The 23,280-nt window shown below is 63.4% G+C and carries 21 protein-coding genes; 10 read left to right on the top strand and 11 right to left on the bottom strand.

Annotation, left to right across the window (positions count from 1 at the left end):
- Window positions 1–90: 90 nt before the first annotated feature.
- Complete coding sequence (locus tag FJ867_RS21095) at window positions 91–1,635, top strand: alpha/beta hydrolase (protein ID WP_140818500.1); 1,545 nt, start codon at window positions 91–93, stop codon at window positions 1,633–1,635.
- A 159-nt stretch (window positions 1,636–1,794) separates the two neighbouring features.
- Here FJ867_RS21095 and FJ867_RS21090 read toward each other — a convergent pair whose 3' ends face one another.
- Both FJ867_RS21090 and FJ867_RS21085 read right to left on the bottom strand, forming a co-directional pair.
- Entirely contained in the window at window positions 1,795–2,322 is a 528-nt protein-coding gene (locus FJ867_RS21090) for a cytochrome c (protein ID WP_140818569.1), read from the bottom strand.
- Window positions 2,323–2,444: 122 nt separating this feature from the next.
- Entirely contained in the window at window positions 2,445–3,569 is a 1,125-nt protein-coding gene (locus tag FJ867_RS21085) for an acetylserotonin O-methyltransferase (protein ID WP_224619146.1), read from the bottom strand.
- Window positions 3,570–4,168: 599 nt separating this feature from the next.
- On the opposite strand from FJ867_RS21085, the gene FJ867_RS21075 reads away from it, so the two are divergent.
- The gene (locus FJ867_RS21075) at window positions 4,169–5,605 is read left to right on the top strand and encodes a PLP-dependent aminotransferase family protein (RefSeq protein ID WP_140665599.1); all 1,437 of its coding nucleotides are present in this window, start codon (window positions 4,169–4,171) and stop codon (window positions 5,603–5,605) included.
- Window positions 5,606–5,617: 12 nt separating this feature from the next.
- On the opposite strand, the gene FJ867_RS21070 is transcribed toward FJ867_RS21075, so the two are convergent.
- Window positions 5,618–6,571, bottom strand: a complete 954-nt coding sequence (locus tag FJ867_RS21070; RefSeq protein ID WP_140818497.1) for an EamA family transporter — start codon at window positions 6,569–6,571, stop codon at window positions 5,618–5,620.
- A gap of 260 nt (window positions 6,572–6,831) precedes the next feature.
- Between FJ867_RS21070 and FJ867_RS21065 the strand changes: the two genes are divergently transcribed.
- From FJ867_RS21065 to FJ867_RS21055, 3 genes are all read left to right on the top strand, one after another.
- A complete protein-coding gene (locus tag FJ867_RS21065; RefSeq protein ID WP_140763351.1) occupies window positions 6,832–7,788 on the top strand; it encodes an AraC family transcriptional regulator in 957 nt (318 codons plus the stop codon).
- A 130-nt stretch (window positions 7,789–7,918) separates the two neighbouring features.
- Window positions 7,919–8,620, top strand: coding sequence for a nitroreductase family protein (locus FJ867_RS21060; protein WP_246675097.1), 702 nt, complete (start codon window positions 7,919–7,921; stop codon window positions 8,618–8,620).
- 154 nt (window positions 8,621–8,774) lie between these two features.
- Window positions 8,775–9,692 carry an NADP-dependent oxidoreductase gene (locus FJ867_RS21055; RefSeq protein ID WP_140498352.1) on the top strand — a complete coding sequence of 306 codons (918 nt, stop codon included), beginning with the start codon at window positions 8,775–8,777 and terminating at the stop codon, window positions 9,690–9,692.
- Between the two features lie 195 nt (window positions 9,693–9,887).
- Here FJ867_RS21055 and FJ867_RS21050 read toward each other — a convergent pair whose 3' ends face one another.
- Entirely contained in the window at window positions 9,888–10,793 is a 906-nt protein-coding gene (locus FJ867_RS21050; RefSeq protein WP_140498353.1) for a LysR family transcriptional regulator, read from the bottom strand.
- 117 nt (window positions 10,794–10,910) lie between these two features.
- On the opposite strand from FJ867_RS21050, the gene FJ867_RS21045 reads away from it, so the two are divergent.
- The 4 genes from FJ867_RS21045 (at window position 10,911) to FJ867_RS29095 (ending at window position 13,377) form a co-directional block, all read left to right on the top strand.
- On the top strand, window positions 10,911–11,333 hold the full coding sequence (locus FJ867_RS21045; protein WP_140818495.1) for a DoxX family protein: 423 nt from the start codon (window positions 10,911–10,913) through the stop codon (window positions 11,331–11,333).
- A 44-nt stretch (window positions 11,334–11,377) separates the two neighbouring features.
- Window positions 11,378–12,250, top strand: a complete 873-nt coding sequence (locus FJ867_RS21040) for an NmrA family NAD(P)-binding protein (RefSeq protein WP_140818493.1) — start codon at window positions 11,378–11,380, stop codon at window positions 12,248–12,250.
- 690 nt (window positions 12,251–12,940) lie between these two features.
- Complete coding sequence (locus FJ867_RS29100; protein ID WP_246675095.1) at window positions 12,941–13,090, top strand: TMEM175 family protein; 150 nt, start codon at window positions 12,941–12,943, stop codon at window positions 13,088–13,090.
- A complete protein-coding gene (locus tag FJ867_RS29095) occupies window positions 13,087–13,377 on the top strand; it encodes a hypothetical protein (protein WP_246675094.1) in 291 nt (96 codons plus the stop codon). The genes FJ867_RS29100 and FJ867_RS29095 overlap by 4 nt, the downstream gene beginning before the upstream one ends.
- A 55-nt stretch (window positions 13,378–13,432) precedes the next feature.
- On the opposite strand, the gene FJ867_RS21030 is transcribed toward FJ867_RS29095, so the two are convergent.
- The 7 genes from FJ867_RS21030 to hisS form a co-directional block, all read right to left on the bottom strand.
- Complete coding sequence (locus tag FJ867_RS21030) at window positions 13,433–13,888, bottom strand: VOC family protein (protein WP_140498356.1); 456 nt, start codon at window positions 13,886–13,888, stop codon at window positions 13,433–13,435.
- Between the two features lie 21 nt (window positions 13,889–13,909).
- Window positions 13,910–15,673 (bottom strand): MOSC and FAD-binding oxidoreductase domain-containing protein, encoded by a 1,764-nt coding sequence (locus FJ867_RS21025; RefSeq protein WP_140649858.1) that lies wholly within the window; start codon window positions 15,671–15,673, stop codon window positions 13,910–13,912.
- Between the two features lie 29 nt (window positions 15,674–15,702).
- Window positions 15,703–16,518 carry a DUF427 domain-containing protein gene (locus FJ867_RS21020; protein ID WP_224681817.1) on the bottom strand — a complete coding sequence of 272 codons (816 nt, stop codon included), beginning with the start codon at window positions 16,516–16,518 and terminating at the stop codon, window positions 15,703–15,705.
- A gap of 432 nt (window positions 16,519–16,950) precedes the next feature.
- On the bottom strand, window positions 16,951–18,723 hold the full coding sequence (locus tag FJ867_RS21015; protein WP_140818489.1) for an AMP-binding protein: 1,773 nt from the start codon (window positions 18,721–18,723) through the stop codon (window positions 16,951–16,953).
- A 246-nt stretch (window positions 18,724–18,969) separates the two neighbouring features.
- Window positions 18,970–19,668, bottom strand: coding sequence for an ATP phosphoribosyltransferase (gene hisG, locus FJ867_RS21010; RefSeq protein ID WP_140498360.1), 699 nt, complete (start codon window positions 19,666–19,668; stop codon window positions 18,970–18,972).
- Window positions 19,665–20,786 (bottom strand): ATP phosphoribosyltransferase regulatory subunit, encoded by a 1,122-nt coding sequence (locus FJ867_RS21005; protein WP_140524793.1) that lies wholly within the window; start codon window positions 20,784–20,786, stop codon window positions 19,665–19,667. Before FJ867_RS21005 ends, hisG begins: the two co-directional genes overlap by 4 nt.
- Before the next feature lie 178 nt (window positions 20,787–20,964).
- A complete protein-coding gene (gene hisS / locus FJ867_RS21000; RefSeq protein ID WP_140581203.1) occupies window positions 20,965–22,470 on the bottom strand; it encodes a histidine--tRNA ligase in 1,506 nt (501 codons plus the stop codon).
- A 186-nt stretch (window positions 22,471–22,656) separates the two neighbouring features.
- Between hisS and FJ867_RS20995 the strand changes: the two genes are divergently transcribed.
- On the top strand, window positions 22,657–23,280 hold a 624-nt coding region (locus FJ867_RS20995; RefSeq protein WP_140818488.1), incomplete at its 3' end, for a helix-turn-helix domain-containing protein.

Below are 23,280 nucleotides of genomic sequence, written 5' to 3'. Positions count from 1 at the left end.
TCTCCTGATCGGGCCCGATCGGCCCGCCGTCGTGGGATGGATAGAAGGCCGGCGTCCCCTGAACGTCCCCGCTCGGCCGCGTACGGGTCGATGGAAAGATTGGAGTTCCGACTTCTGGGGTTTCCGGAGTTCCGTCTGAACGGGCAGCCGGTGGAGCTCGCCTTGCGCAAGGCGGCCGCGCTCCTCATCTATGTCGCCGAGGCCGGCGGGCCCGTGGCGCGCGAGGTCGCCGCCACGCTTCTGTGGCCCGAAACCGACGAAGAAGCCGCACGAGCACGCCTTCGGCGCACACTGCATAAAATTCGCATCGCGTTCGGCACGGAGGTCATCGCCGCCACGGGGGCATCCCTCAGCCTACACCCGGCGCTTTTCGTCGAGCTCGACTCCAAGGTTTTCGAGCATGCCTGCAATGTCGGCCCGCTCGACGAGGCGGCCGACATCTATAAGGGCGACTATCTCGGCGGCTTCTCACTCCCGGATTGTCCGGAATTCGACGAATGGGTCTTTTTCAGGCGCGAGGCCTTGCGTAGCCGACTGGTGCAGACGCTGGAGCGTACCATCGAAGCGAAGATCGCCGGCGGCGAACCACGCAGCGGGGTGGTGCATGCGACGCGCCTGGCGGCACTCGACCCCTTGAGCGAAAGTGCGCACCGTCACCTGATCCGCGCCCACCTGGCGGCCGGGGACAGGGCGGCAGCCGAGCGCCAGGCCGAAAGCTGTGTCCGGCTGTTACGAGACGAACTCGGCGTAGCGCCGGACCCGGCCACGCTTGCCCTGGTGCGGGAGCCAACTCAAGATGTCACTTTGGACGTGCCCAGGACGCGCTACGTCGAAGTAGACGGCATCCATCTCGCCTATCAGATCGTCGGCAGCGGACCGACGGACATCGTGCTTGTTCCCGGCTTCATTTCGCATGTCGAGCGTATCTGGGAAGACAGACGCTGCCGCGCCTGGATATCAGCGGTTTCGCGCTTGGGCCGCCTGATCCTGTTCGACCGGCGCGGCATGGGACTTTCCGACCGTGTCGGTGTCCGTGCCACAGTCGAAACGACAGCGCAGGATATTCTGGCAGTCATGAACGCGGCCGGCAGCAGCCGGGCCTTGCTCATCGGCGCCTCGGAAGGCGGGCCGGGTTGTGTCCGTTTCGCCATCGATCATCCGGATCGGCTCATCGGCCTTGTCCTGTGGGGCTCGCTCGCGAAAGGCAGCCGCGCGTCGGACTATCCCTTCGCCTTGACCGCCGCGCAATACGATCTGTGGAAGCAGCGGCTGATCGCCGGCTGGGGCGGCCCGGCGGAAATCGAGACCTTCGCCCCCAGCCTCTCCGGAGACCGCCAGGCGGAGACCTGGTGGGCGGGATTGCTCAGGGCAGCCTCCAGCCCCGGCGCGGTCGCGGGTCTGCTCGAAGCGCTGCGTGATACCGATGTCCGTTCCCTGCTCGCAAAAGTCTCGGCCCCGACGGTGGTCCTGCACCGGTCCGGCGACCGCGCCGTGCGCGTCGAGGCAGGGCGGCTCCTGGCCGCCGGGATCCCGGGCGCGCGGTTCATCGAGATCGCCGGTGACGACCACTGGTTTTGGGTCGGCGACCAACAGCGGCTGCTCGACAGCATCGGCGCGCTTGCACGAAGCAGCTGATGCGCGATTGCGGCGTCAGCCGCCGTCAGTTCCGCGTGTGGAAATGGCTGTGGGACTGACCGCGAATGGCGAGGCCGGCGCGGATGCCATTTTGGCCATGCTCCGGGACGACGCCGGGCGGCGTCGAACACGACGTCCGGTGGAAGGCCGGTTTTCGGCCTATTTCGGTGCAGCGGCAGCGGTTCCGCCCGGCGGGATGATCCGCATCATGGATGTCGACACCGTGTCGCCAGGCTTGAACGGGCCCGGGACCTTGTTGCTTACCGGCTTCACGCTTTGCAGGAACGCCGCGATGGCCATGGCATCGTCCGCTGTGAGATGCGCAAAAGCAGGCCAGGGCATAATCGGCGCCAGGGTGCGGCCGTCCGGCCGCTGGCCAGTCTGGATCGCAGCGACGATCTGCTCCGGGGTCCAGCTGCCGATGCCGGTCTCCCTGTCGGGCGTGATGTTTCGACCGGGAAAGACACCGACGCCAGGTATCTCAAAGCCCACATCCGAGCCACCAAGAAAGCGCGACATATCGGGTTTGCCGAAGAAGTAGCCGGGCGTGTGGCAGTCGTTGCAGCCGGCGATCGTGACCAGGTACTCGCCACGCGCGACCTGTGCATCGTCGGCCACGGCGACGTATGATGGAAGGGCGACGATCGAGGCCGTGAGCAATGCGAGACGAACTGACGCTGGAAACATGGTTTTCTCCCTTGGTTTGTTCTTGGCTTCTCCTACAACCTTTGTCGTGCTCCCGTCGGGGGCTGCCGTTACGCAGCTCGCCCAGCCGATTGCGGCGCACCTGATCCGCTCCACGTTGCGCCTTACGGTTTGCGGCCGATCACGGCGCCGTTCGCGGCGGGAGCATCGAACCAGACCGTCTCGACGTGCCTGAATCCGGCTTCCTCGAGCCACGCCGAATACTCGGCCGGGGTGTAGTTTCGTCCTTCCGTCTCGATCAGCATGTTGAGGCTCATCAGCGCGGCCGGCGCCGGGCCGGTCTTTTCATCATTGACGAGAAGCTCGCTGATGACGACCGCGCCGCCGCTTGGCAAAGCCTCGAAGGATCGGCGCAGCAGGGCGCGGTTCTTCGCCTCGTCCCAATCGTGCATGATCATCGACAGGAGATGCACGTCGTGATCCCCGGGAAGCTGTTCGAAGAAATTGCCGTCCGCGGTCTCGATGCGGTCGGTCAAGCCGGCCTCGGCGATCTTTCCCGCGGCGATCGCGGCCACATGCGGCAAGTCGAACACGGTCGCACGCAGCGCCCCATATTGTTTGCAAAGCTCGATGTCGTACGCGCCCGATCCGCCGCCGATGTCCAGGAGGCGGCGGAAATGACTGAGATCCACGGCTTCGCCGAGCTTGCGCGCGGTCATCGTGGAAAGCGAATGCATCGCCTCCCAGAAAAGCGCCAGCATCGTAGGATCCTCGCCCTCGAACATCGAGGATTGCACTGCCGGATCCCATGTGGTTGGCCGGTTCGTGCGCAGCGCCTCTGCAAGCCTTCCCCAGCCCGCATAGAGTCGCTTGTCGGCCATCTGCACGAAGCCACCGAAGTAATACGGCTTACCCTTCACGAGATAAGTTTCGCTTAAGGGCGTGTTGCGATAGCGGCCGTCCGTTTTCTCCAGGAGCCCAAGTGCAGCGCAGCCGGTCAACAGCATCTCGGCCGGTCGTTGATGCAGGCCGAGCGCTTCCGCCAAACCGGCAACCGTGATGGCGGCGCCGCTCGCAAGGCGGCTGAAGAGGTCCAACTCGTGCGCGGCGGCCAGAGTCTTGAAGGCCCAGAAACCGGTCGAAAGCGCCATCAGTGGGACAGCGGAAGGAAGCTCTTGCTTGGTGACGATTGGTCGGTCGGCCGCGCGCAGCCCTGTCTCGCCCGGGATCGAACCGGGCTGGTGGGCAAGCGTTGTCGTGCGCGTAGCAGAGCGCTGATGGTTGGGCATGGCACTCTCCCCAAATGTTGACGATTGGTCCGCAGCTTCCGAGCCGCGCGGTGATCTCGACGGCGCGGGTTTCGAAAATGCCGCCGATCGAATGGTCCACCAGCACGCGGCGGCGGCCTTGTGCTCGCAAGGCCGCGCCGATGGGGCGCAATAGGGTCAGCCCTGGCGACCGGCGTAGGATCGGCCCCGTGGTCCGGCAGATCGATGGCATGGACCCGAATGTCCCTCAACAGCTCGGGGGACAAATCCGCGATTGCCCGACCTCTTGAGACGGATAATTGCCAAGTCTTGAGGGCCGCGACTGTGGTTTTCGGCACAGACCAAGGTAGTCGCACGCTCGACGGGTGATGGATTCGAGTCTCCGCTCGAGGCATTTCAGCCTCCCATAGCCAGCCATCCGCTTCTTCCCTTGCCGCCGAAGCAATGGTAAGGAGGCTAGAGGACCGATAGAAGTGCCAATTCATGGATTCTTGGCCAGTCCAATTCCAATTGGCATGACGGCACTTGCAAGGCGCTGCCGCTAAGCCGGCAGGACGCAGGAGGACTGGTGGCAGGCTGAATTCCAGTGCCTGCGTCAGACCAATTCCAGTTGCTGAACAATGACCACCTTTCACATAAGCCTGGTCGGGCGCAAGAATCTCAGCGGCGAGATTTATCGTCAGATACGGCGCGCCGTTCTGGATCGACGGCTGCGGCCCGGCGACCCTCTGCCGCCTGGCCGCGAACTGGCGCGGACGCTTGCCGTGTCGCGTGCCACCGTGACCGTGGTTTATGAACGGCTCGCCGCGGAAGGGTTCGTGACATCCCGGCAGGGGTCTGGGACGTTCATCAGCGAATTGGTCGTGCCGGCCGGGCGAGAAAAGACCGGACGCCGATCTACCGGCGTGCTCCAGCCACGCCAGATCTGGGAGGCGATAGCCCCACCACCCGCATTCGAGCCGGTTCGGTTCGACTTTCACGCCGGGTTTTGCGATGCTTCGCTGTTTCCGCACGGGGCGTGGCGGCGGTCGGTGGTTTGGGCGCTGCGTTCGGGCGAAGCGACCGCCGGCACTTACGAGCATCCCGCCGGACATCACGATCTCAGGGTCGCAATCGCCAGGCACATAGGCATCTCCCGAGGGATCGGGGCGGCTGCGGACGACATCATTGTCACAAACGGTACGCAGCAGGCACTGGATGTCCTGGCCCGCGTCCTGCTGGCACCGGGCGATGCAATTGCCATTGAAGATCCGGGCTACGGTCCTCCGAGGCATTTGTTCAAGGCCTTGGGTATTCGTGTGGTCGGTGTACCGGTGGATTGCCAGGGCCTGGTCGTTGATGCGCTACCGCGCGGAGTCCGAGCCGTGTATGTCACGCCGTCTCATCAATTTCCGCTTTCGGTGACGATGACGCTGCCGCGCCGGCAGGCGCTGCTGGCCTGGGCCGAGCGAAATAACGCGGCCATCATCGAAGACGACTACGACAGCGAGTTCCGTTTCGGGGGCCGTCCCCTCGAGCCGTTGCAGACGCTCGACGCAAAAGGCCGGGTCATCTACGTCGGCTCCTTCTCGAAGACAATGCTGCCGACGCTTCGGCTGGGCTTCATATTGACGCCGCCATCGCTGCGAGCGGCCGTGCACAAAGCGAAATTCGTCAGCGACTGGCATTCATCGACCCCGGCGCAAGCAGCGCTCGCGCGCTTCATCGATGAGGGCGCCTTTGCGCGTCACATCCGTCGGGTGAACGCAATCTACCGGGAACGGCACCAGATCATCGCGAACGCCATCGCCAATGATTTTGCCGATCATCTCGAACTCATCCCATCGACAACGGGGCTCCATCTCACCGCTCTTGCCCGGAAAATGTCGGCGGACCAGATCGCCGAGGTCGCGCGCCGCGCAGCCGATCGGAGCGTCGCCGTCCAGATCCTGTCACGGTTCGCCGTGAACGCCATACCGCGAGCCGGCATCATGCTGGGGTATGGCGCCATTCCGACGCCCCGCATCGAAGAAGGGTTGCATTTGCTGCGCGCCTGTTTCGACAGTGAACCGTCCTGACCTTCGATTTATCTACGCCACGCGTGGTTGAGCTGGCCTGGGTTTGACCACGGTGGCGAGTACGATGCCGGTGACGATGAAGGCCGCGCCGACCAGATCGTAATCGTGCAAGCCCTCGCCGAGCAGCAGATAGGCTAACACAGCGACGAACACCGTCTGCAGGTAGAGCAGCATGCTCGCTCGGCTCGCGCCGAGCGTTTCCACGCTTTTGTTGTAGAGATAGTACATCAAGGCGCCGCCCGGACCTGCCAGATAGGCGAGCGCGAGAATGCTGTGGACGTCCATGGCGGAGCGTTCGTCGTTGAACAATTCCCACACATGGAACGGCAAGGCGACCAGCGCACCAGCGCCGAGCAGCAGCACGACCATCGGCAGGAGTTCGATGCCGAATTTGGCACGACGCAAAAGCACGGTGTACAGGCCCCAGCAGAACGCGCTGCCGACGATCCACAGCTCGCCGGCGTTGAACTTGAGTTGCAGCAGCGCCGTCAGGTTGCCGTGGGCAACGATGAAAATCATCCCGGCGAGCGCAACCAGCGCGCCTAGCGACTTCCACAGCCCGAGCGGCTCGCCAAGCACGAAACGGGCGAGCACCATCGTCATGACAGGCGACAGCGCCATGATGATGCCGGCCGTGGTGGCGTCGGTGTCGTTGAGGCCATGGTAGATCATACCTTGGCACAGGCTGAGGCCGATCGCCCCCACCGCGACGACCTCCACGACGCGCGTTCGCAACAGTCCGATCATCGCGTCGTGATGACGGTGCACGATCGGCAGCAGGATGGCGCAGGCAAGCGTCAGCCGCCAGAAGCAGAGGCCCCAGGGCGGCATTTCAGGCGCCACCCATTTGGCCGCGATATAGACGCCAGCCGAAAGCAGCCAGCACAGGACGGCGGCCGGATAGCCGGTCACGGAGGGCACGACCTCGGGTTGCGCGACGTGGTGCGCTATCGGCATTGCCTGCATGTCATGCCCTCCCCTTCGATGACGTCGGCCCGATGCGACAATATAGCCTGCGCGGTTGGGTCGTGCATCCGTTTTGAAAGGCGAAAGAAACTGCACTTGGCCGCGGCGCCTGATACAGGCCCCTGTTCCGATCGTGCGGCGCTCGGTGGCTCGCTCGCGATCCAGGCGCGAGCGTAGCCGGGTTTGGAAATGTGAGCGACAGATAGAACCAGTGCACAATTGCGATAAGATGTTTCACCATTTCCGGTTTTCGAGGTCCAATGTCTGAAGTGGACTGGCTCAGCCATCTCTTGCAAATCATCACCGTTACCGGCCAGCTCGAGGTCCGCTGCGCCTACGGTGCGCCGTGGCGCATTGCCTGGAGCAAGGCTGCCGCAAACGAAATTCCCTACCATGTCATCGTCAGGGGCCGGGCCATTTTGGAGGATCCGGACACGAGAGCAGCAAGGGAGCTGGTGAGTGGAGATATTGTGCTGCTGCCTCACGGCGCGGCGCATGTGCTGCACGACGGCAGCGGGCAAATACCAATCCCTACCCAGCAACGGCGGGGGGCTGCCGGATGGATGCTGAGCGAGAATGATGGCCAGGGCGAGCAACTGGATCTGCTGTGTGGGCGATTTTTTATCGCACCACCCCATGATCGGCTGGTCCGCAACTACCTGCCTGCGGATCTGGTGGCGCGGTCCAAGGACGGCGATGAAGAAAACGGCATCGGCTCCGCCTCCAGCCAACTGGCCGGCCTGGTGACGCTGATGCGAATGGAGTCCGCCGGAGACAGAGCCGGAGGACGCGCCATTCTCAACGCGCTTTCTTCGGCCCTGTTCACACTGGTACTGCGCGCGGCGAGCCAATCCGGGAAAGCCCCCGAAGGCTTGTTGGCCCTGGCCGGCAATCCACGGCTTGCTCCAGCCATTTCCGCGATGTTCGCCGATGCGGCACGGCCTTGGAAACTACCCGATCTGGCCGATTTGTGCGGGATGTCGCGCGCTACGTTCATGCGCCAGTTCCAGGACAAGCTGGGTCGCTCCGCGCTCGATTTGTTGACCGATCTCCGCATGAGCCTGGCCGCCAACGAGTTGAAGAAGCCGGCGATCAGCACCGAGGCCGTGGCCGAGACCGTCGGGTATCAATCCGTTTCGGCGTTCCGGCGTGTTTTCGCCGAAAGGACGGGGATGACGCCGGGGGAGTGGCGGCGACTGGCGCACAAGGGCGAGTAAGACGCGCGGTCCGGAATCGAGAAAGCGCAATTTGATCCTTTCGCGCATCATATTGAGCTAATTCAGCCTCGAAATAATCACTCTTCCCCGTAGATTAGGCTCCGCAATCACTTGATAAGGGAGCCATCCAATGAACTGCCTCGCCACCACCGGACCCGCAACCCGCGTAGCCGCCCAGATCTTCGCGCAAACCGGGAAGAGCGAAAACGCTTTCGCGACGAATGCCGTCATCGAAACGATCCTAAGCCGCAGCGCCGCCAAGTACTACGATCCCGCTGCCACCCTGAGCGACGACCAAATCCGCGACCTGGTGCGTATCGGCACGTCCGCGCCAACCTCCTTCCACCTGCAGAACTGGCGCTTCATCGCCGTACGCTCGCCGGAAGCCAAGGCACGGCTGCGCCCGATCGCCTGGAATCAGCCGGCGATCACCGATGCGGCCGTGACCTTCATCATCATCGGCAGGCTGGCCGATGCCAGCACCGTCCCAGCCCGCCTGGCGCCCGTGGTGGAGGCCGGCATCATGCCGGCGCACCTGGTGCCGGAATGGGAGATCCCCGCTCGCGGTTTGTATGACGATCAGCCGCAGCGCCAGCGCGACGAGGCGGTACGCTCCGCGACCTTCGGCACCGCGGCGATCATCTACACGGCCCGGTCGCTGGGCATGGGTTCGACACCGATGATCGGTTTCGACGCCGAGGCGGTGCACGGCGTCTTCGGCCTGGCCGAAGACGAAGTGCCGGTGATGCTGCTGACCGTCGGACCGGAGCGAGCCGGCAACTGGCCGCAGAAGCCGCGCATGCCGGTGGCCGATGTCCTGGACTTTGCATAATCCCCGGCAACTCCAGATCTTGCGGAGACAGGGATGGCAAGAACTGCCGCTCTCGTGGAAGGCGCCGCGCCAATGGCTGATTGCGTGAGAGATCGAAGACCTTCCACGCCCGTAAATTACCCCGAACCAACAAATGTCTGAGGAGACAATTCCCATGAAAGCGATCGTAGTGACGGACCAGGCTGCAGGAACGGCCGGGATGAAGGTGGTGCAGCGGCCCGAGCCGCAGGCGGCGATAAACGATGTCGTCGTCGAGATCCATGCGTCGGGGTTCGTCCCGACCGAGCTGACGTGGCCCTCGACCTGGACCGATCGCGTCGACGGCGACCGGACGCCATCGATCCCCGGGCACGAGCTGGCCGGGGTGGTCACCGCCCTGGGCTACGGTACGACGGGACTGTCGGTGGGCCAGCGGGTGTTCGGCCTCGCCGACTGGTATCGCGACGGCACCCTGGCGGAGTATATCGCTATCGAGGCCCGCAACCTCGCGCCATTGCCGGGCGATGTCGACTTCACGGTGGGCGCTAGCCTGCCGATCTCGGGCCTGACCGCGTGGCAGGGACTGTTTCAGCACGGCCGTCTTCAGGCGGGGCAGAGCGTCCTTGCGCATGGCGCGGCCGGCGCCGTCGGGTCGATGGTGACGCAGCTCGCACGAGAGGCCGGCGCCTACGTCATTGGCACCGGACGCTCTGCCGACCGCCAGAAGGCGCTCGACTTCGGCGCAAACGAATTCGTCGACCTCGAGAACGACGCCCTCGAAGACGTGCGCGGCGTCGATCTGGTGTTCGATGTCATCGGCGGCGACATCCAGAAGCGGTCCGCGGCGCTGATCCGAGCCGGAGGCACGATGGTGACTGTCGTCGGCCCGGCCGAGGCGAGGCCCGTGGATGGCCTGGCGGTCGACTTCGTCGTCGAAGCCGATCGTGCCCAGCTGAGCGAGATCGTCCAGCGGGTGCGGAACGGACGGCTGCGGACGAACATCGGCAAAGTCGCTCCTCTCGACGAGGCGATCGCCGCCTTCAACTCGACCGAGCGACGCGCGGGGAAAACGGTCATCCGCGTTCGCCCGTGAGGTCTTGGGGGAGAGAGGGACGGTTCCTCTCTCCCCGATTTCGTCCAGACGGGCGGCCCCGGATAGGTTGCGAGCAGCGATATCTCATGTCGGCCCCGCCGGTTTCGGTGTCGCATTCTGTTGGCCCGCCGGGCCGCCGACCGGCAGACATACCCAGAATGTTGATTTCGAGGCGGGACGAAGATGTTCGTCCCGCTATTCGAGATACGGCGCCAGTACATCTTCGATCCATTTCATGAATGCGCGGACGCGGCGCGACAGATTGCTGCGATGTGCTACGACGAAGGACACGGGGATCGCCCGGCGACGCAAATCGGGCATGATCTCCACCAGCGCTCCACTCTTCAAGTATTGGCCAATCCCCAGAAGCGGCGCTTGAATCAGGCCAAGGCCGGCGACGGCGGCAGCGTCGTAGGTCTGCGCGCTGTTGACGTGTAGCGCGCCTGGCAACTGACGCGTCGAGTAGCCGTCGCCGTCCGGATATTCCCATCCATGCGGTCTCGCGCCCAGCATCGTCGAAAAATGAATTGTCCGATGTTCCTGGCGCTGGAGGTCGTCCAGCGACCGAGGGACGCCATAGCGCGCCAGATAAGCGGGACTGGCGGCGTTGACCATGCGCAACAGGCCCAGCGGGCGGGCAATCAGCGTCTCGTCTCCGATGGGACCAAGTCGCAAGACGCAGTCAAACCCCTCTTGAACCAGATCGACTTGCCGGTCGGTACTCGACACCTCCAGCTCCAACTCGGGGTGAGCCGCCATGAACTCCGGCAAGGCCGGCACGATCGTCGTGCGCGCCACTTCGGTCGGAAGATCGACCCGTAAGCGCCCGCGAAGCGCCACGCGATCGCCGGCGAACATCGAGTGCAGATCATCGACTTCAGCCAGCAGATCGCGGGCACGGGCATGAAACGCGCGCCCGTCCTCCGTCAGGCGCACGCTGCGCGTGGTGCGGTGCAGGAGCCTGGCACCGACGTCTTCTTCCAGCTTGCGGACCGCCGTCGAGGCCCTCCCCTTCTGGATGCCCAGGCTATCGGCCGCGCGGGTGAAGCTGCCCATTTCCGCTACCGTTATGAAAATGAGGACGTGCTCGAGATTCTGCATTTTCGTACCTCTATTGTTTTTTATAAAGAGAACAGTTGGTTCATTTTCTCGGTGTTTATCACACTCAGGAGGCACAGTAAGTTTCGGATATGGGATCTCCCCATCGGAGAACGACAAATGTCCGAAACCATGAACCCGCGTCAGGCAGCCGAAACCGTGAACTTGCATCGCGCCCTGTGGGCCGGCCGGATCATGAGCGCGTTTGTCGTTATCGCTCTGGTGGCAGACGGCACCATTCAGCTTTTCGCGCCGGCACAGATCGCGGGCATGTTGCAGGAAACCGGGTTCGCGATGGACCTGACCCGTGTCATGGGCCCGATCATACTCGCCTGCGCCATCCTCTACGCCATTCCGGCCACCGCCGTCCTCGGCGCGATCCTGGTAACGGGCTTTTTGGGCGGCGCCATCTGCGCCCACGTCCGCATTGGTGAGTTGGGATCGCCGCCGGAGATCATTTCCCTGCTTCTGGGCGCGCTGGCGTGGGGCGGCCTCTATCTGCGCGATCCCCGAATCCGGGCCATTCTACCGCTCATCCATTGACCAACCGGGGCAGTGCCCTGTCCCTCGACATCAGGAGAAAACACATGTTTCTAGTAATGGGAATCACGGGAAAAGTTGGCGGCGCAACGGCAGAACATCTGTTGGCGCACCGCAAGGATGTACGCGCGCTCGTCCGCAATCGCGAGAAGGCGGCCAACTGGGCGAACAAGGGCGTGGAGCTGGTGGACGGCGATTGGAATGATCCGGCAGCCATCGAGCAAGCGCTCGGAGGCGTCGAAGGCGCGTTCGTCATGTTGCCCCCTGTCTGGGCGCCCTCGCCCGATTACAAGGAAGCAAAGGGCGTGATTGCAAACTATGTCGAGGCGCTCACCAAGGCCGCGCCGCCGCGCGTGGTCGCGCTTTCGTCGATGGGCGCGAACCGAGCCAGCGGGCACGGGGTGATCACGGCCCTGTCGCTTCTGGAGCAAGGTCTTCGCGACCTGAAATCGCCAATCGCATTTGTGCGCGCCGGCGGGTTCTTCGAAAACTTCCTCTACGGCTTGCAGGTCGCGCAGGGCGGAACGCTACCGGTCTACTACAATCCGACAAACCGGAAATCGACCATGGTCGCGACGAACGACATCGGCGCGGAGGTCGCATCCGTCTTGACCGGGCCGGCGTGGTCAGGGCAGCGCGTCATCGAGGTTGGTTCGATGGTCACCGCCGATGACGTCGCGGGGCAGTTGGGTGAAGTCCTCAATCGCGACGTGAAAGCCTTTGCAATCCCGCGTGCAGGCTGGGCGGAAGCCTTCGAGCAATTCGGCATCCCCAAGGGCCGCTCCGGACCTGCCGAAGAAATGTTCGAGGCCGTGAACGCGGGATGGATGGACCTCGGCGCCGCGAGTACGGAGCACGTAGCCGGTACGACGTCCGCACGAGATGTGTTCGAGGCTGCACAGAACGCCGCCAAGGCGTAAGTCCGGGAGAGACGGAGACTTCCCGCTTCTGCGTTAGACAACGCGCGGGAAGTGCTCAACTGTGAAAAGAAACGCGAAGCAGCTCGGAAGCGGATGTGGCAGGCGAAAACAAGACATGCCGGTTGGCGCGCTTACGAGCGCCCGAACGTCTATGAATGGCAGGCGCGCTGATCGATCCGCTGCCGGTGCTCTATTATTCTTCCTCGAGCCCCCTCTACGGGGGGGCGGTGAAGGAGTGAGGGCTGAGGTCGGTGCCCTCCAGGCTTGAGGTCGGCGCAAGGCGAATGCGCGTTTGTTGGACGGCTGCTATGCGCCTCTTTCCCGCCATTCAGCAAACTTCAAAACGTTCCCGAAAGTGGTCGTTTTCGTCTGCGTTCATGGCGGCAGAGATGTGAGCCGGATCCGAGCGGATCATCGATCTTCATTGCCTTCCCGATTGGCGCTTGGTTTGAGTGGCACGGGAAGACGCTATCTCGCAAGACCCTGAATGCCGGAACTCCGAGCCGAGATAGGTAAGTCGACAGCCAATTGACGTAAATATCTTGCCCTGCGACTCTAGAAACGACTGAGCATGTTCTCTGATGGCGTATTCGCCGTTCTCATCACCGTGCTGGTGCTGGAGTTGAGACCACCCGGTCAGCCGACTTTCGTTGCATTGCTATCCCTGTGGCGACGTGGCTGAGTTACGCCGTGAGCTACATCTTAATCGCCATCGTCTGGGCCAATCACCACTACCTCATGCGCTACGCTCGCGAGACGACACCGCACCTCATGTGGTTCAATTTCGCGCATTTGTTTTCGATCTCACTGCTCCGCTATCCACTGCTTGGATGGCGGTGAGCGAACTCGAGCCGCAGCCCGTAGCCTTTTACGCAGCCGCCTTCTCTCTGGTGAATGCAACCTACATCGGGCTGATCTGGGAGCTGCTCGATCGGCGAAGCAGCGTCAAGATTTCGCCCAAAGTACGCAGGCTCATGCGCGTCCGATCCTTTACGACCTTGGCCCTCTTCGGCGTGGCTGCAATGATTGCGCTGAAGTACTCCCTTGCGGGCTTGGGTCTCTGCATCTGCTGTCTGCTCGGCTATTTGAATCCCGAACCGCCAATGGCTGAAACGCGGCGAAACTGACAAAAGTAGGCCTAACTCCGCAGCGTTTTTGCGATTTCACAGCGCTGCTCGCGCATCACACATCAGGGTGTCCCCGTTCCTGCAGCACCCAAGTGTTGCCATCTGGATCCGAGAAGCCCGCGAAGCTGGCATAGTCGCGGTGGTTGGGGTCGAAACCTGGGGCGAACGCCCCACCCCAGCCGTCGATCGGAGCCTTGTGCTTGAGTTCGCTGACTTCGACTCCGCGTTCGAGCAACCGGCTTCGCGCAGTCTCAATATCCGTAACGACAAGATAGATGTTGCGAAGCGACCCTGCGGGCGCGTCCGTAACGCCTCTGCCGAATTGTATTGAGCAGTGGGAGCCAGGCGGCGTGAGCTGGACCACACGGAAGGTGGTGTTCGGCGCATAGTCGACATCGAGCGCAAAGCCGACCCGGTCCACATAAAACCGGAGCGCACGATCGATATCGCTTATCGGCAGTGTGACAACCTCAAGCGATAATGTTCCGAACGCGGCTGTGCCAGACTTCATAGTCCGTCCCCTTCGATTAGCTTACAAATCGATGACTAGATCACGGGTCGGTTGCGAGCAGCAAATGAGAAGGTTGCCGTCGGCCGGCCTTTCAAGCGGTTCAGGCTCATAGGCGATCGCGCCTGATATCAACCCACTTTCGCAGTTGTGACAAACACCGGTTCGGCATGACCACCGGGAGGGAACGTCACAGGCCTCTGCCAGCTCCAGAATGCTCCGGTACACTGAAGGGTTCCAATGGGCGGCTACACCACTTCGAGCGAACGAGACCAGCGGACCGGCATCGGTGTCGCCTTCCGGCAGATGTGGCGCGCGCCGCTCGCTGGCAACAACACCGGGGTTCAGCGGCTCGCTCCCGTTGAAGATCTCGATACGAACGCGATCCGGGGCGACGCCCGATGCGGCTAGCGCCTCTTTCATGTCTGCCATGAAGTCGACAGGTCCGCAGAGATAGACGTCCGCGTCCTGCGGGATACTGACACTATTGAAGACCAATGATGATAGGTGGCCGGTTACATCAAAATCGACGCCGAGTCTGTCGACCGGGTCTGGCCTGCTATAGCAGACATAACTGCGACCATGGGGGAGACTGGCCATCAGACGGCGGACTTCGGCTGCAAAAGGATGGTGCCGTCTGTCGCGAGCCGCGTATAGCCAGAGGACCTGCCGCGTGTCCCGGGCTGCCGCCAGCGCGTATAGTATTGCCAGAAGAGGTGTCGCGCCGATGCCTGCGCTGAGCAGAACCACGGGGCTCTGCCCAGGCTGCAATGTAAAGCTTCCGCGCGGCGAGCTTACGTCGACAAGATCGCCTATCCGCACATGATCCCGCAGAAAAAGGCCGGCCGTCCCGTGCGGTTCGATCTTGACGCTGATTCTGTAGCGCTCTTCCGAGAGTGGGCCCGAGAGCGAGTAGCTGCGAAATAGCGCAGCACTGGAACGGGTCGGGCGAAGGCGCAGCACGATATATTGACCAGGTAGAGCGGGCGGGAGCGGCTTTCCATCGGGATGCCGCATCGACAGAGAGACGACGTCCACGGACTCCTGCTCTAGATCAGCCACCGCGAGCGGCTGAAATCCGGGAGCAGCAGGGTGTAACGCGGCTGGCGGAGCGAGCCCGGCATTGCCGCTCTCTACGCCGGTCGATTGGCTGCGCAGCAAAGCCTCAAAAGAACCCCGCCATCCTGGCGAAAGCGCTTTGATCCGCGCCGCGCGCTCCAATTCGACGCGGGGATGTTCCGGTGAATAAAGCAGTGCATTCAGCTCAGCGACGGTTACCCGTTCATTCGCTTCGCCCACCTTGAGGATTTCGTCGCCCGCTCCTACCTCGCCTTCTTGCAGAACTCGGAAGTAGAATCCTGGCCGGCCGCTGGAAGTCAGCAATGCCGGCATTCGGGGCTCGTCCATGCGGATGCCAACCCGGTAGCATGTGACGCGAGGTTGAGTGACCTCGAAAAGCGCGCCTCCAATACGAAATCGATCTCCGATGCAAACTGCATCGTCTGGCAAGCCCTCGACCGTGAAGTTTTCGCCGAACTGACCATAGACGAAGTCGGTCCTGTTCAGGTGCTTCTGCCAGTAGCGATATGATGCGATTTGATAGACGAAGACGGCCCGCTGCTCGCCCCCGTGCCCGGCGAGGTCGCCCTGACCGTCGCCGTCCAAATTCAATCGGCCAACGCGACAACGTCCGGCTACCGGGTTTTTGAAAATGCCGGTGTATACGGTGCGGTCATTCCAAGAGATGTTGCGCGGAAGCCCCACGTTCACGGACAATAGTCGCGCCATGCTCCGCTCCGTTTAATCGCGACCGGTAGCTAGCCGCCGGCAATCATTTCGGGGCCTCCACCAGGTGCCCGCTCCAACTCGGCCACATCGAGATTTCGATCAGGACCGTGAGGGACGACCGTCTGGCCAGGCTCGAGATGAAGCTGAACGTCGTCGAGGAAGACCGAAACTATGTCCGGCTCAAACGACACAAGGTTGGCAATGCGGCGGACTTCGGGATAGGCGTCGGTGTAGGACCATGCCGCCTGACGAGCGTCGCCAATAGAATAATAGCTGCAGAGCCCTTTGTAGGGACAGAACGTCTGAAGCTTTACCGCTGTGAGGGAGGACTCGTGGATGTCATCACGAGGGACATACCAGCGTGGAGCGAACCCGGATTCGTACAGGCCCAATGGATGCCTGGTATCCGCAACGACGCGGTCGTTGTAGCGGACCACGAGGTGACGAGAACTCTGTCGAATATCTATGCGATGGTATGGGTCGGCAGCATGACCCAGGATTCGTTCGTCTTCTTCATAGAAGGCATCCATGGCGCGCCATGCGAACGCCAATCGTCCCTGGAGTTCTGTTGCATGGGCAGGGAGGTTCGTGTGTTGCCACGCTCCTCTGGCGGCCACGTGTTGCTCGCCTACCCGGACAGTGTACCATGAAGTAGACCCAAGATCAGGATGTTGGGTGATCTGCTCTGTCCGCTCCAACACATGTGCTGAAATGTCGGACTCCGGAAAATAAGCTACCGGGTAGCGGGCGGGTTCAAACAGTAGGAGAACGTCCTCGCTTTCGGCAACCCAAACCCCGCCAAACAATACGCGCATGCGCCGGCGCAGCCGTTCCACATATAACATTCTTTTGGTCAACGCTTCGGGGACGAGAAACCGACCGATGGCTCCCGTCGAGAGAGGACCTTGTTGCCAAGACAGTCCCACTGCTCAGTTCCCGATATCGCGGCAGAGCCGCAAATAGCTATTTGCAACGTAAGTCCGAGAAATTGGTTCCACCACCGATCGCAAACTTCCAGAGCGGCTCGCGCGCTCGGAAATTCGCACCCACTTCGCGGAAGACGGCTAGGCGACTGCAAGCCGGCTGAGGGACGGCCGTTCGCACGCTATATGGGTCGATCAAATCGGCGCGGCGCAGCAGCAATCGGCTATTCAACCACCCCAGCGATTGTCCACTTTGGCAGGCGTATTGCCTATAACCTGCCAGTCCGCTTTCGGCCCCGAAATGCGACATTCACACTCGTCTCGGCAACCGCACCTTCCCGCCCCGCGCTCCCCTCACGCGGTCTTCTGCGTCACCAGCCCCAGTTCCTCGACCATCGCCTGGCGCATCAGGAATTTCTGCGGCTTGCCGGTCACCGTCATCGGCAATTCGGCGCGGAAGCGGATGTGGCGCGGAACCTTGTAATGCGCGATCTGGCCGGCGCAGAAGGCCTTGATCTCCTGCTCGGTGGCGATCTGGCCGGGCTTGAGCACAATCCAGGCGCAGAGCTCCTCGCCGTATTTGGCGTCGGGAATGCCGAACACCTGCACCTCCCTGATCTTGGGGTGCCGGTAGAGGAACTCCTCGACCTCGCGCGGATAGACGTTCTCGCCGCCGCGGATGACCATGTCCTTGACCCGGCCGACGATGTTGCAATAGCCCTCGGCATCGATCGTGGCGAGGTCGCCCGTATGCATCCAGCCGTCGGCATCGATCGCCTCGCGGGTCTTGTCCTCGTCGTCCCAATAGCCCTTCATCACGGAATAGCCGCGTGTGCAGAGTTCGCCCGGCGCACCGACGGCAACGGTTGCGCCATCGGCATCGACGGCCTTGACCTCGACATGGGGATGAACGCGCCCGACAGTCGAGACGCGTTTTTCCAAGGGGTCGTCGACGCTGCTCTGGAAGGAGACCGGGCTGGTCTCGGTCATGCCGTAGGCGATGGTCACTTCGGACATATGCATCAGCGACACCACCTTCTTCATCACCTCGATCGGGCATGGCGAGCCGGCCATGATGCCGGTGCGCAGGCTGGACAGGTCGAAGGCGGCGAAATCGGGATGGTCGAGCAGGCCGACGAACATGGTCGGCACGCCGTAGAGGCCGGTGCAGCGTTCCTGCGCCACGGCGTTCAGTGTCGCGCCGGCATCGAAGCCCTCGCCGGGAAAGACCATGGTCGCGCCCTTGGTGACGCAGCCCATCGTGCCCATCGACATGCCAAAGCAATGGTAGAGCGGCACGGGAATGCAGAGCCGGTCGTCCACCGTCAACTTGATCGCCGAGGTGACGAAATTGCCGTTGTTGACGATGTTCAGGTGGGTCAGCGTCGCGCCCTTGGGCGCGCCCGTGGTTCCGCTCGTGAACTGGATGTTGATGGCGTCGTCCGGCTTCAGCCCCTCGGAGATGCGGTCGAGGCTGTCATGCTCGTCGCGCCCCGCCATGGCCAGCACATCGGCGAAGTTGAACATGCCGGGTGAGTTCTCCTCGCCCATGCGGATGACGATCCGGAGCGCCGGCAGTTTCTGTGCCCTAAGCTTGCCGAGCGTGGCCGTCGCGATCTCCGGCGCCAGCGTCTCGATCATGCCGATATAATCCGAGGTCTTGAAGCTGGCCGCGGTGACCAGAGCCTTGCAGCCGACCTTGTTCAGCGCATAGTCCAGCTCGGTGAGCCGGTAGGCCGGGTTGATGTTGACCAGGATCAGGCCGATGCGGGCGGTGGCGAACTGCGTCACCAGCCATTCCCAGCGGTTGGGCGACCAGATGCCGACGCGATCGCCCTTTTCGAGGCCCAGCGCCAGGAAACCGGCGGCCAGCGCATCCACCGTGTCGGAAAGCTCGCTCCAGGTGAAGCGCTTGTCCTGGCCGACGAAGACGGCGGCATCGAGCGTGCCGTATCTGCCGGCCGTGTCGGAGAACAGCGCGGGGATGGTCTTGTCGAGCAGCGGCACGCCGCGCTCGCCCGAGACGTGCGCCTTGCCGTCGACGGGCGCGACAAAGACGCTGCCGGCGCGCGCCCCGCGTCCGCGCAAACTGGTGGCGTTCTTCAGCTCGTCGAGATTGACCGGCATCGCTCTCTCCTCCCAGAACATCCGAGCCTATCAGCCTGCCGGGACGGTGGAAATCCCGCCGAAGGTAGGGCCAAGCTTCGAAGGCGGACCGCGCCGCCTTCCACGGTCATAAGAATGGCAGGGTCGTGAGAATGGCGCAGAACGAAAAACCCCGCCTCGAAGGGCGGGGGGCGCAAATCATCACCATAGCGGTATTTGTAGCATAGTGGCCGGCACAAAGCAAGAACAAAATTTGTCCGCCGCCAGCTATCCCTTCACCGAGGCCATGCTGGCCGCTATGTCGCGCAGCATCGTCTCGTCGGCCGTGGAACGCGTCTTTCGCGATGCGACAAGACACGCCTGCGACCGCAGCACGACGCCGTCGACCAGCACCTTGAGATGGTTGGCGCGCAGCGTCGAGCCGGTGGTGGTGATGTCGACGATGACATCGGCAAGGCCGGCCGCCGGCGCGCCCTCGGTGGCGCCCAGGCTCTCGACGATGCGATAGACTTGGATACCGTGCTTCTGCGAGAAGAATTGCTGGGTCAGCCGCCAGTATTTGGTGGCGATCCTGAGCCGCCTTCCGTGACGCTGGCGGAAATCGGCGGCGACATCATCGAGGTCGGCCATGGTCTCGACGTCGAGCCAGATGTCGGGCACGGCCACCACGACATCGGCATGGCCGAAGCCGAGACGGGCGACGATTTCGGCGCGCGCCTCCCAGTCGGCGAGGTTCTCGCGCACGAGGTCCTCGCCGGTGATGCCGAGATCGACGGCACCTTGCCCGATCTCGCCCGATATTTCGGAGGCGGACAGGAAAACGACCTCGACATTGTCCATGCCTTCGACGCGGGCGTGATATTTGCGCTCGTCACCGGGCAGGCTGATGGCGAGGCCGGCTTTCGCCAGCACCTCCAGCGCCTGCTCCTTCAACCGGCCCTTGGACGGGATCGCCAGCGTGATCATGGCGCATGCTCCCGCAATGCCTCGATGCGGTCGAGCCAGACCGAGAAGCCGACGCCGGGGATCGGCGTCTTGGCGCCGAGCAGCGTCAGCAGCCGGTCGTAGCGGCCGCCGCCGGCCAGCGGCCTTTCACCATCTTGCGCCGCGATCTCGAAGACGAGGCCGGTGTAATAATCGAGCGGGCGGCCGAAGGCGGCGTCATAGCGGATCTTTTGCGCCGGCAGGCCGTTCGCCTCGACGGCCTTGGCGCGCGCCGCGAATTTTTCCAGCGCGGCCCCGAGCGATAGCCCGGCGGCACCGGCAAAACTCTCGAGCGCCTGGGCCGCGCCGTCGAGCGGCACGTCGATCGCCAGAAAGGTCTTCAGCGCCGCGAAGGCTTCGTTGGACAGCCGCACGCTGCGCAGCTCGGCCTTTTCGATCAGCCGCCGCGCGATATCGGCCGGCGCGCGTCCGGCCGAAGCCGACAGGCCGGCCTGTTCCATGCCGCCGGCTATATGCGCGGAGAGACCGTCCAGGTCACCGTCGAGCACAAGTGCCGCGACCGGGCCGGAGAGCTGGCTGTTGCGCGGCGGATTGGCGAGATCGGCAAGGGCTGCCTCCAGCATCGTCGCCGAGCCGAAGGCGCGGGCGAGCCGCATGCGCCAGCCGCGCGGCAGGCCGAGAGCCGCCAGCACCGCCTCGAAGATGGCCTGGTCGCCGAGCGTGATCGAGAGCTGCTGGCCCGGCAGCGCCAGCGACAGCAGTGCATGCGCGTCGGCCACCGAACGGGCATCGGCAGCGGCCGTGTCGCGGTCGCCGAGATCCTCGATGCCGGCCTGGAAGAACTCGTTGCCGCCTTCGCGGCGCTGGCGGAACACTTCGCCCAGATAGGAGTAGCGACGCGGCGTACCGGCCTGGCTGGCGATATGATCGAGGCAGACGGGAATGGTGAATTCCGGCCGCAGGCAGAGCGTCTGCCCGGTCTCGCTTTCGGTCAGGAAAATGCGGCGGCGCAAATCCTCGCCGGCCATATCGAGAAACGGATCGGCCGGCTGCAGCACGGCGACCTCCACCGCATGCGTGTCGCGGGTCGCGAAGAGGCCGGCGATGTCGGCCGCGATGGCGGGATAGCGGGAGGTCATAGAGCGCATGGGCGCGAGGCACCCCCCTCTGTCCTGCCGGACATCTCCCCCGCAAGGGGGGAGATCGGCAGCTTCGAGCGCAGCGCCTTTTCTGCCACGACGGAGATTGGCGAAAGCATACGCGACATCCAATCTCCCCCCTTGCGGGAGAGATGGCCGGCAGGCCAGAGGGGGGTGCTCAAGCGCCACCCTTCGCGCGGTCGGCTGCCTGCTCCGCCAGGATCTTTCTCACCTGCGCCACCAGCTCGCTTTCCGCCACCGTGACCTGTGCCGGGCGGGCGGCGCGCCATTCGGCATTATCCGTGATCTCGGCCGACAGGCGCGCGCCTTCGATCAGGTCCTTGATCTGCAATTCGCCCTTGGCGCGCTCGTCGCCGCCCTGGATGATCGCGACCGGGCAGCCGCGACGGTCGGCATATTTGAGCTGCGCCTTCATGCCGGCGCCGCCGAGATACATTTCGGAGCGAATGCCTGCGGCACGCAGCTCGCCCACCATCTTCTGGTAGCGGCCGAGGCTGTCGGTGTCCCTGTCCATCACCAGCACGACGACCGGCGCGATCACGTCGGCGTTGTCGAGCTTGCCGAGGTTCTTCAGCGCCGTCATCAGCCTGGAAACGCCGATGGAAAAACCGGTCGCCGGCACCGGCTCGCCGCGGAAGCGCGACACCAGCCCGTCATAGCGGCCGCCGCCCCCGACTGAACCGAAGCGCACGATCTGGCCATCCTCGTTGGGGATCTCGGCCAGGAGCTCGGCTTCGAAGACCGGGCCGGTGTAGTATTCGAGGCCGCGCACCACGGAGCGGTCCATGGCGACGCGATCTTCGCCGTATCCCGCCGCCCTGACCAGGGCCTCGATGGTCGCGAGCTCGCCAACGCCCTCCTGGTAGACGGCGTTCGCACCGACGCTGGCATCCTGGCCGGCCTGCGCGTTTCGCGCCGTCGCCAGAAGAACCGCCTCGGCTTGCGTATCATTCAGCCCGGCGCCTTTGGCGAAGTCGCCCTCGCCTTCCTTGCCGCCGTCCCAGCGCCCTGGTCCCAAGAGAAGCCGCACGCCTTCCGGCCCGAGCTTGTCCAGCTTGTCGATCGCCCGCAGCACGGTCAGCCGACGACTCGTATTCCCTTCACCTCCGAGGCCGATCGCCTCGAGCACGCCGTCCAGCACCTTGCGGTTGTTGACGCGGATGACGTAGTCGCCGCGCTTGATGCCGAGCGCTTCCATCACATCGGCCATCATCATCGCCATCTCGGCGTCGGCGGCGACGCCCGGCGTGCCGATCGTGTCGGCGTCGAACTGCATGAACTGGCGGAAGCGGCCGGGACCGGGCTTCTCGTTGCGGAACACCCAGCCGGAACGGTAGCTGCGATAGGGTTTTGGCAGGCGCTCGAAATTCTCGGCGACGAAACGCGCCGTCGGCGCGGTCAGGTCGTAGCGCAGCGACAGCCACTGGTCGTCATCGTCCTGGAAGGAGAACACGCCTTCGTTCGGCCGGTCCTGGTCGGGCAGGAATTTTCCGAGCGCATCGGTGTATTCGATCAGCGGCTGGTCGGCGGGTTCGAAACCGTAGAGTTCGTAGACCGAGCGGATGGTCGCCATCATCTTCTCGACGGCGCGGATATCTTCGGCGCTGCGGTCGGCAAAACCGCGCGGCAGCCGCGCTTTCGTCTTTTCCGATTTGTCGGCCATGGATTCGCCCGGTGTTTCGTGTTGCTGAAAACTCAACAGCGTTGCGATTTTCGCAACGGGCGTGTCCTAACCGAACAGGTCCTACCGGGCAAGGCCGGCGGCAGGCGCTGTCGTAAGCAGATGAGTTGTCCGGATTAGGTAGCACGTGAGTTGTCCGGTTTTATCGCCAGCGGATGGAGGCTGGGGATGAAGCGGACGGCATGGCTACAGGACCGGAGAATGCAAAAGTTTCGGGACGTATTGAGCCGCTGGAATGGCGGCGATCTTTCGATGATGGAGGCAGGGGAGTTGCTTGCGATGATGGAGGCAGGGGAGTTGCTTGGCATGTCGGAGCGGCAATTCCGACGCTACCGCGACCGGTACGAAGAAGCTGGGGAAGCAGGGTTGCTGGATCGGCGCTTGGGCAAGCTTTCGACGCGTCGGGTGCCGGCGGAAGCGATTGAGGAGATGCTGGAGCTTTACCGTCATCGCTACCTCGGCTGGAATGTGAAGCATTTCCACGAGCACCTGCTGCGCGATCACCATTTCAGCTGGGGCTACACCTTCATCAAGACGCAGCTCCACGCGGCGGGCCTTGTGGAACGGGCCAAGCGGCGCGGTGCTCACCGGCGCAAGCGGGAGAGGAAGCCTTGCGAGGGGATGATGCTGCATCAGGATGGCAGCCGTCATCGATGGCTGGCGGGTGAGCCGATGCTGGACCTGATCGTGACGATGGACGATGCGACGAGCACGCTCTATTCGGCCTTCCTGATCGAGGAGGAAGGCACGGCGTCGAGCTTTCAGGGCCTTCTGGAGACATTCGTCGCCAAG

This window comes from Mesorhizobium sp. B2-5-3 (assembly GCF_006441005.1).
In the GTDB taxonomy this organism is placed as follows: domain Bacteria; phylum Pseudomonadota; class Alphaproteobacteria; order Rhizobiales; family Rhizobiaceae; genus Mesorhizobium.
The sequence above is the reverse complement of the archived record's forward strand: the minus strand, read 5'-3'. Positions and strand labels throughout refer to the sequence as shown.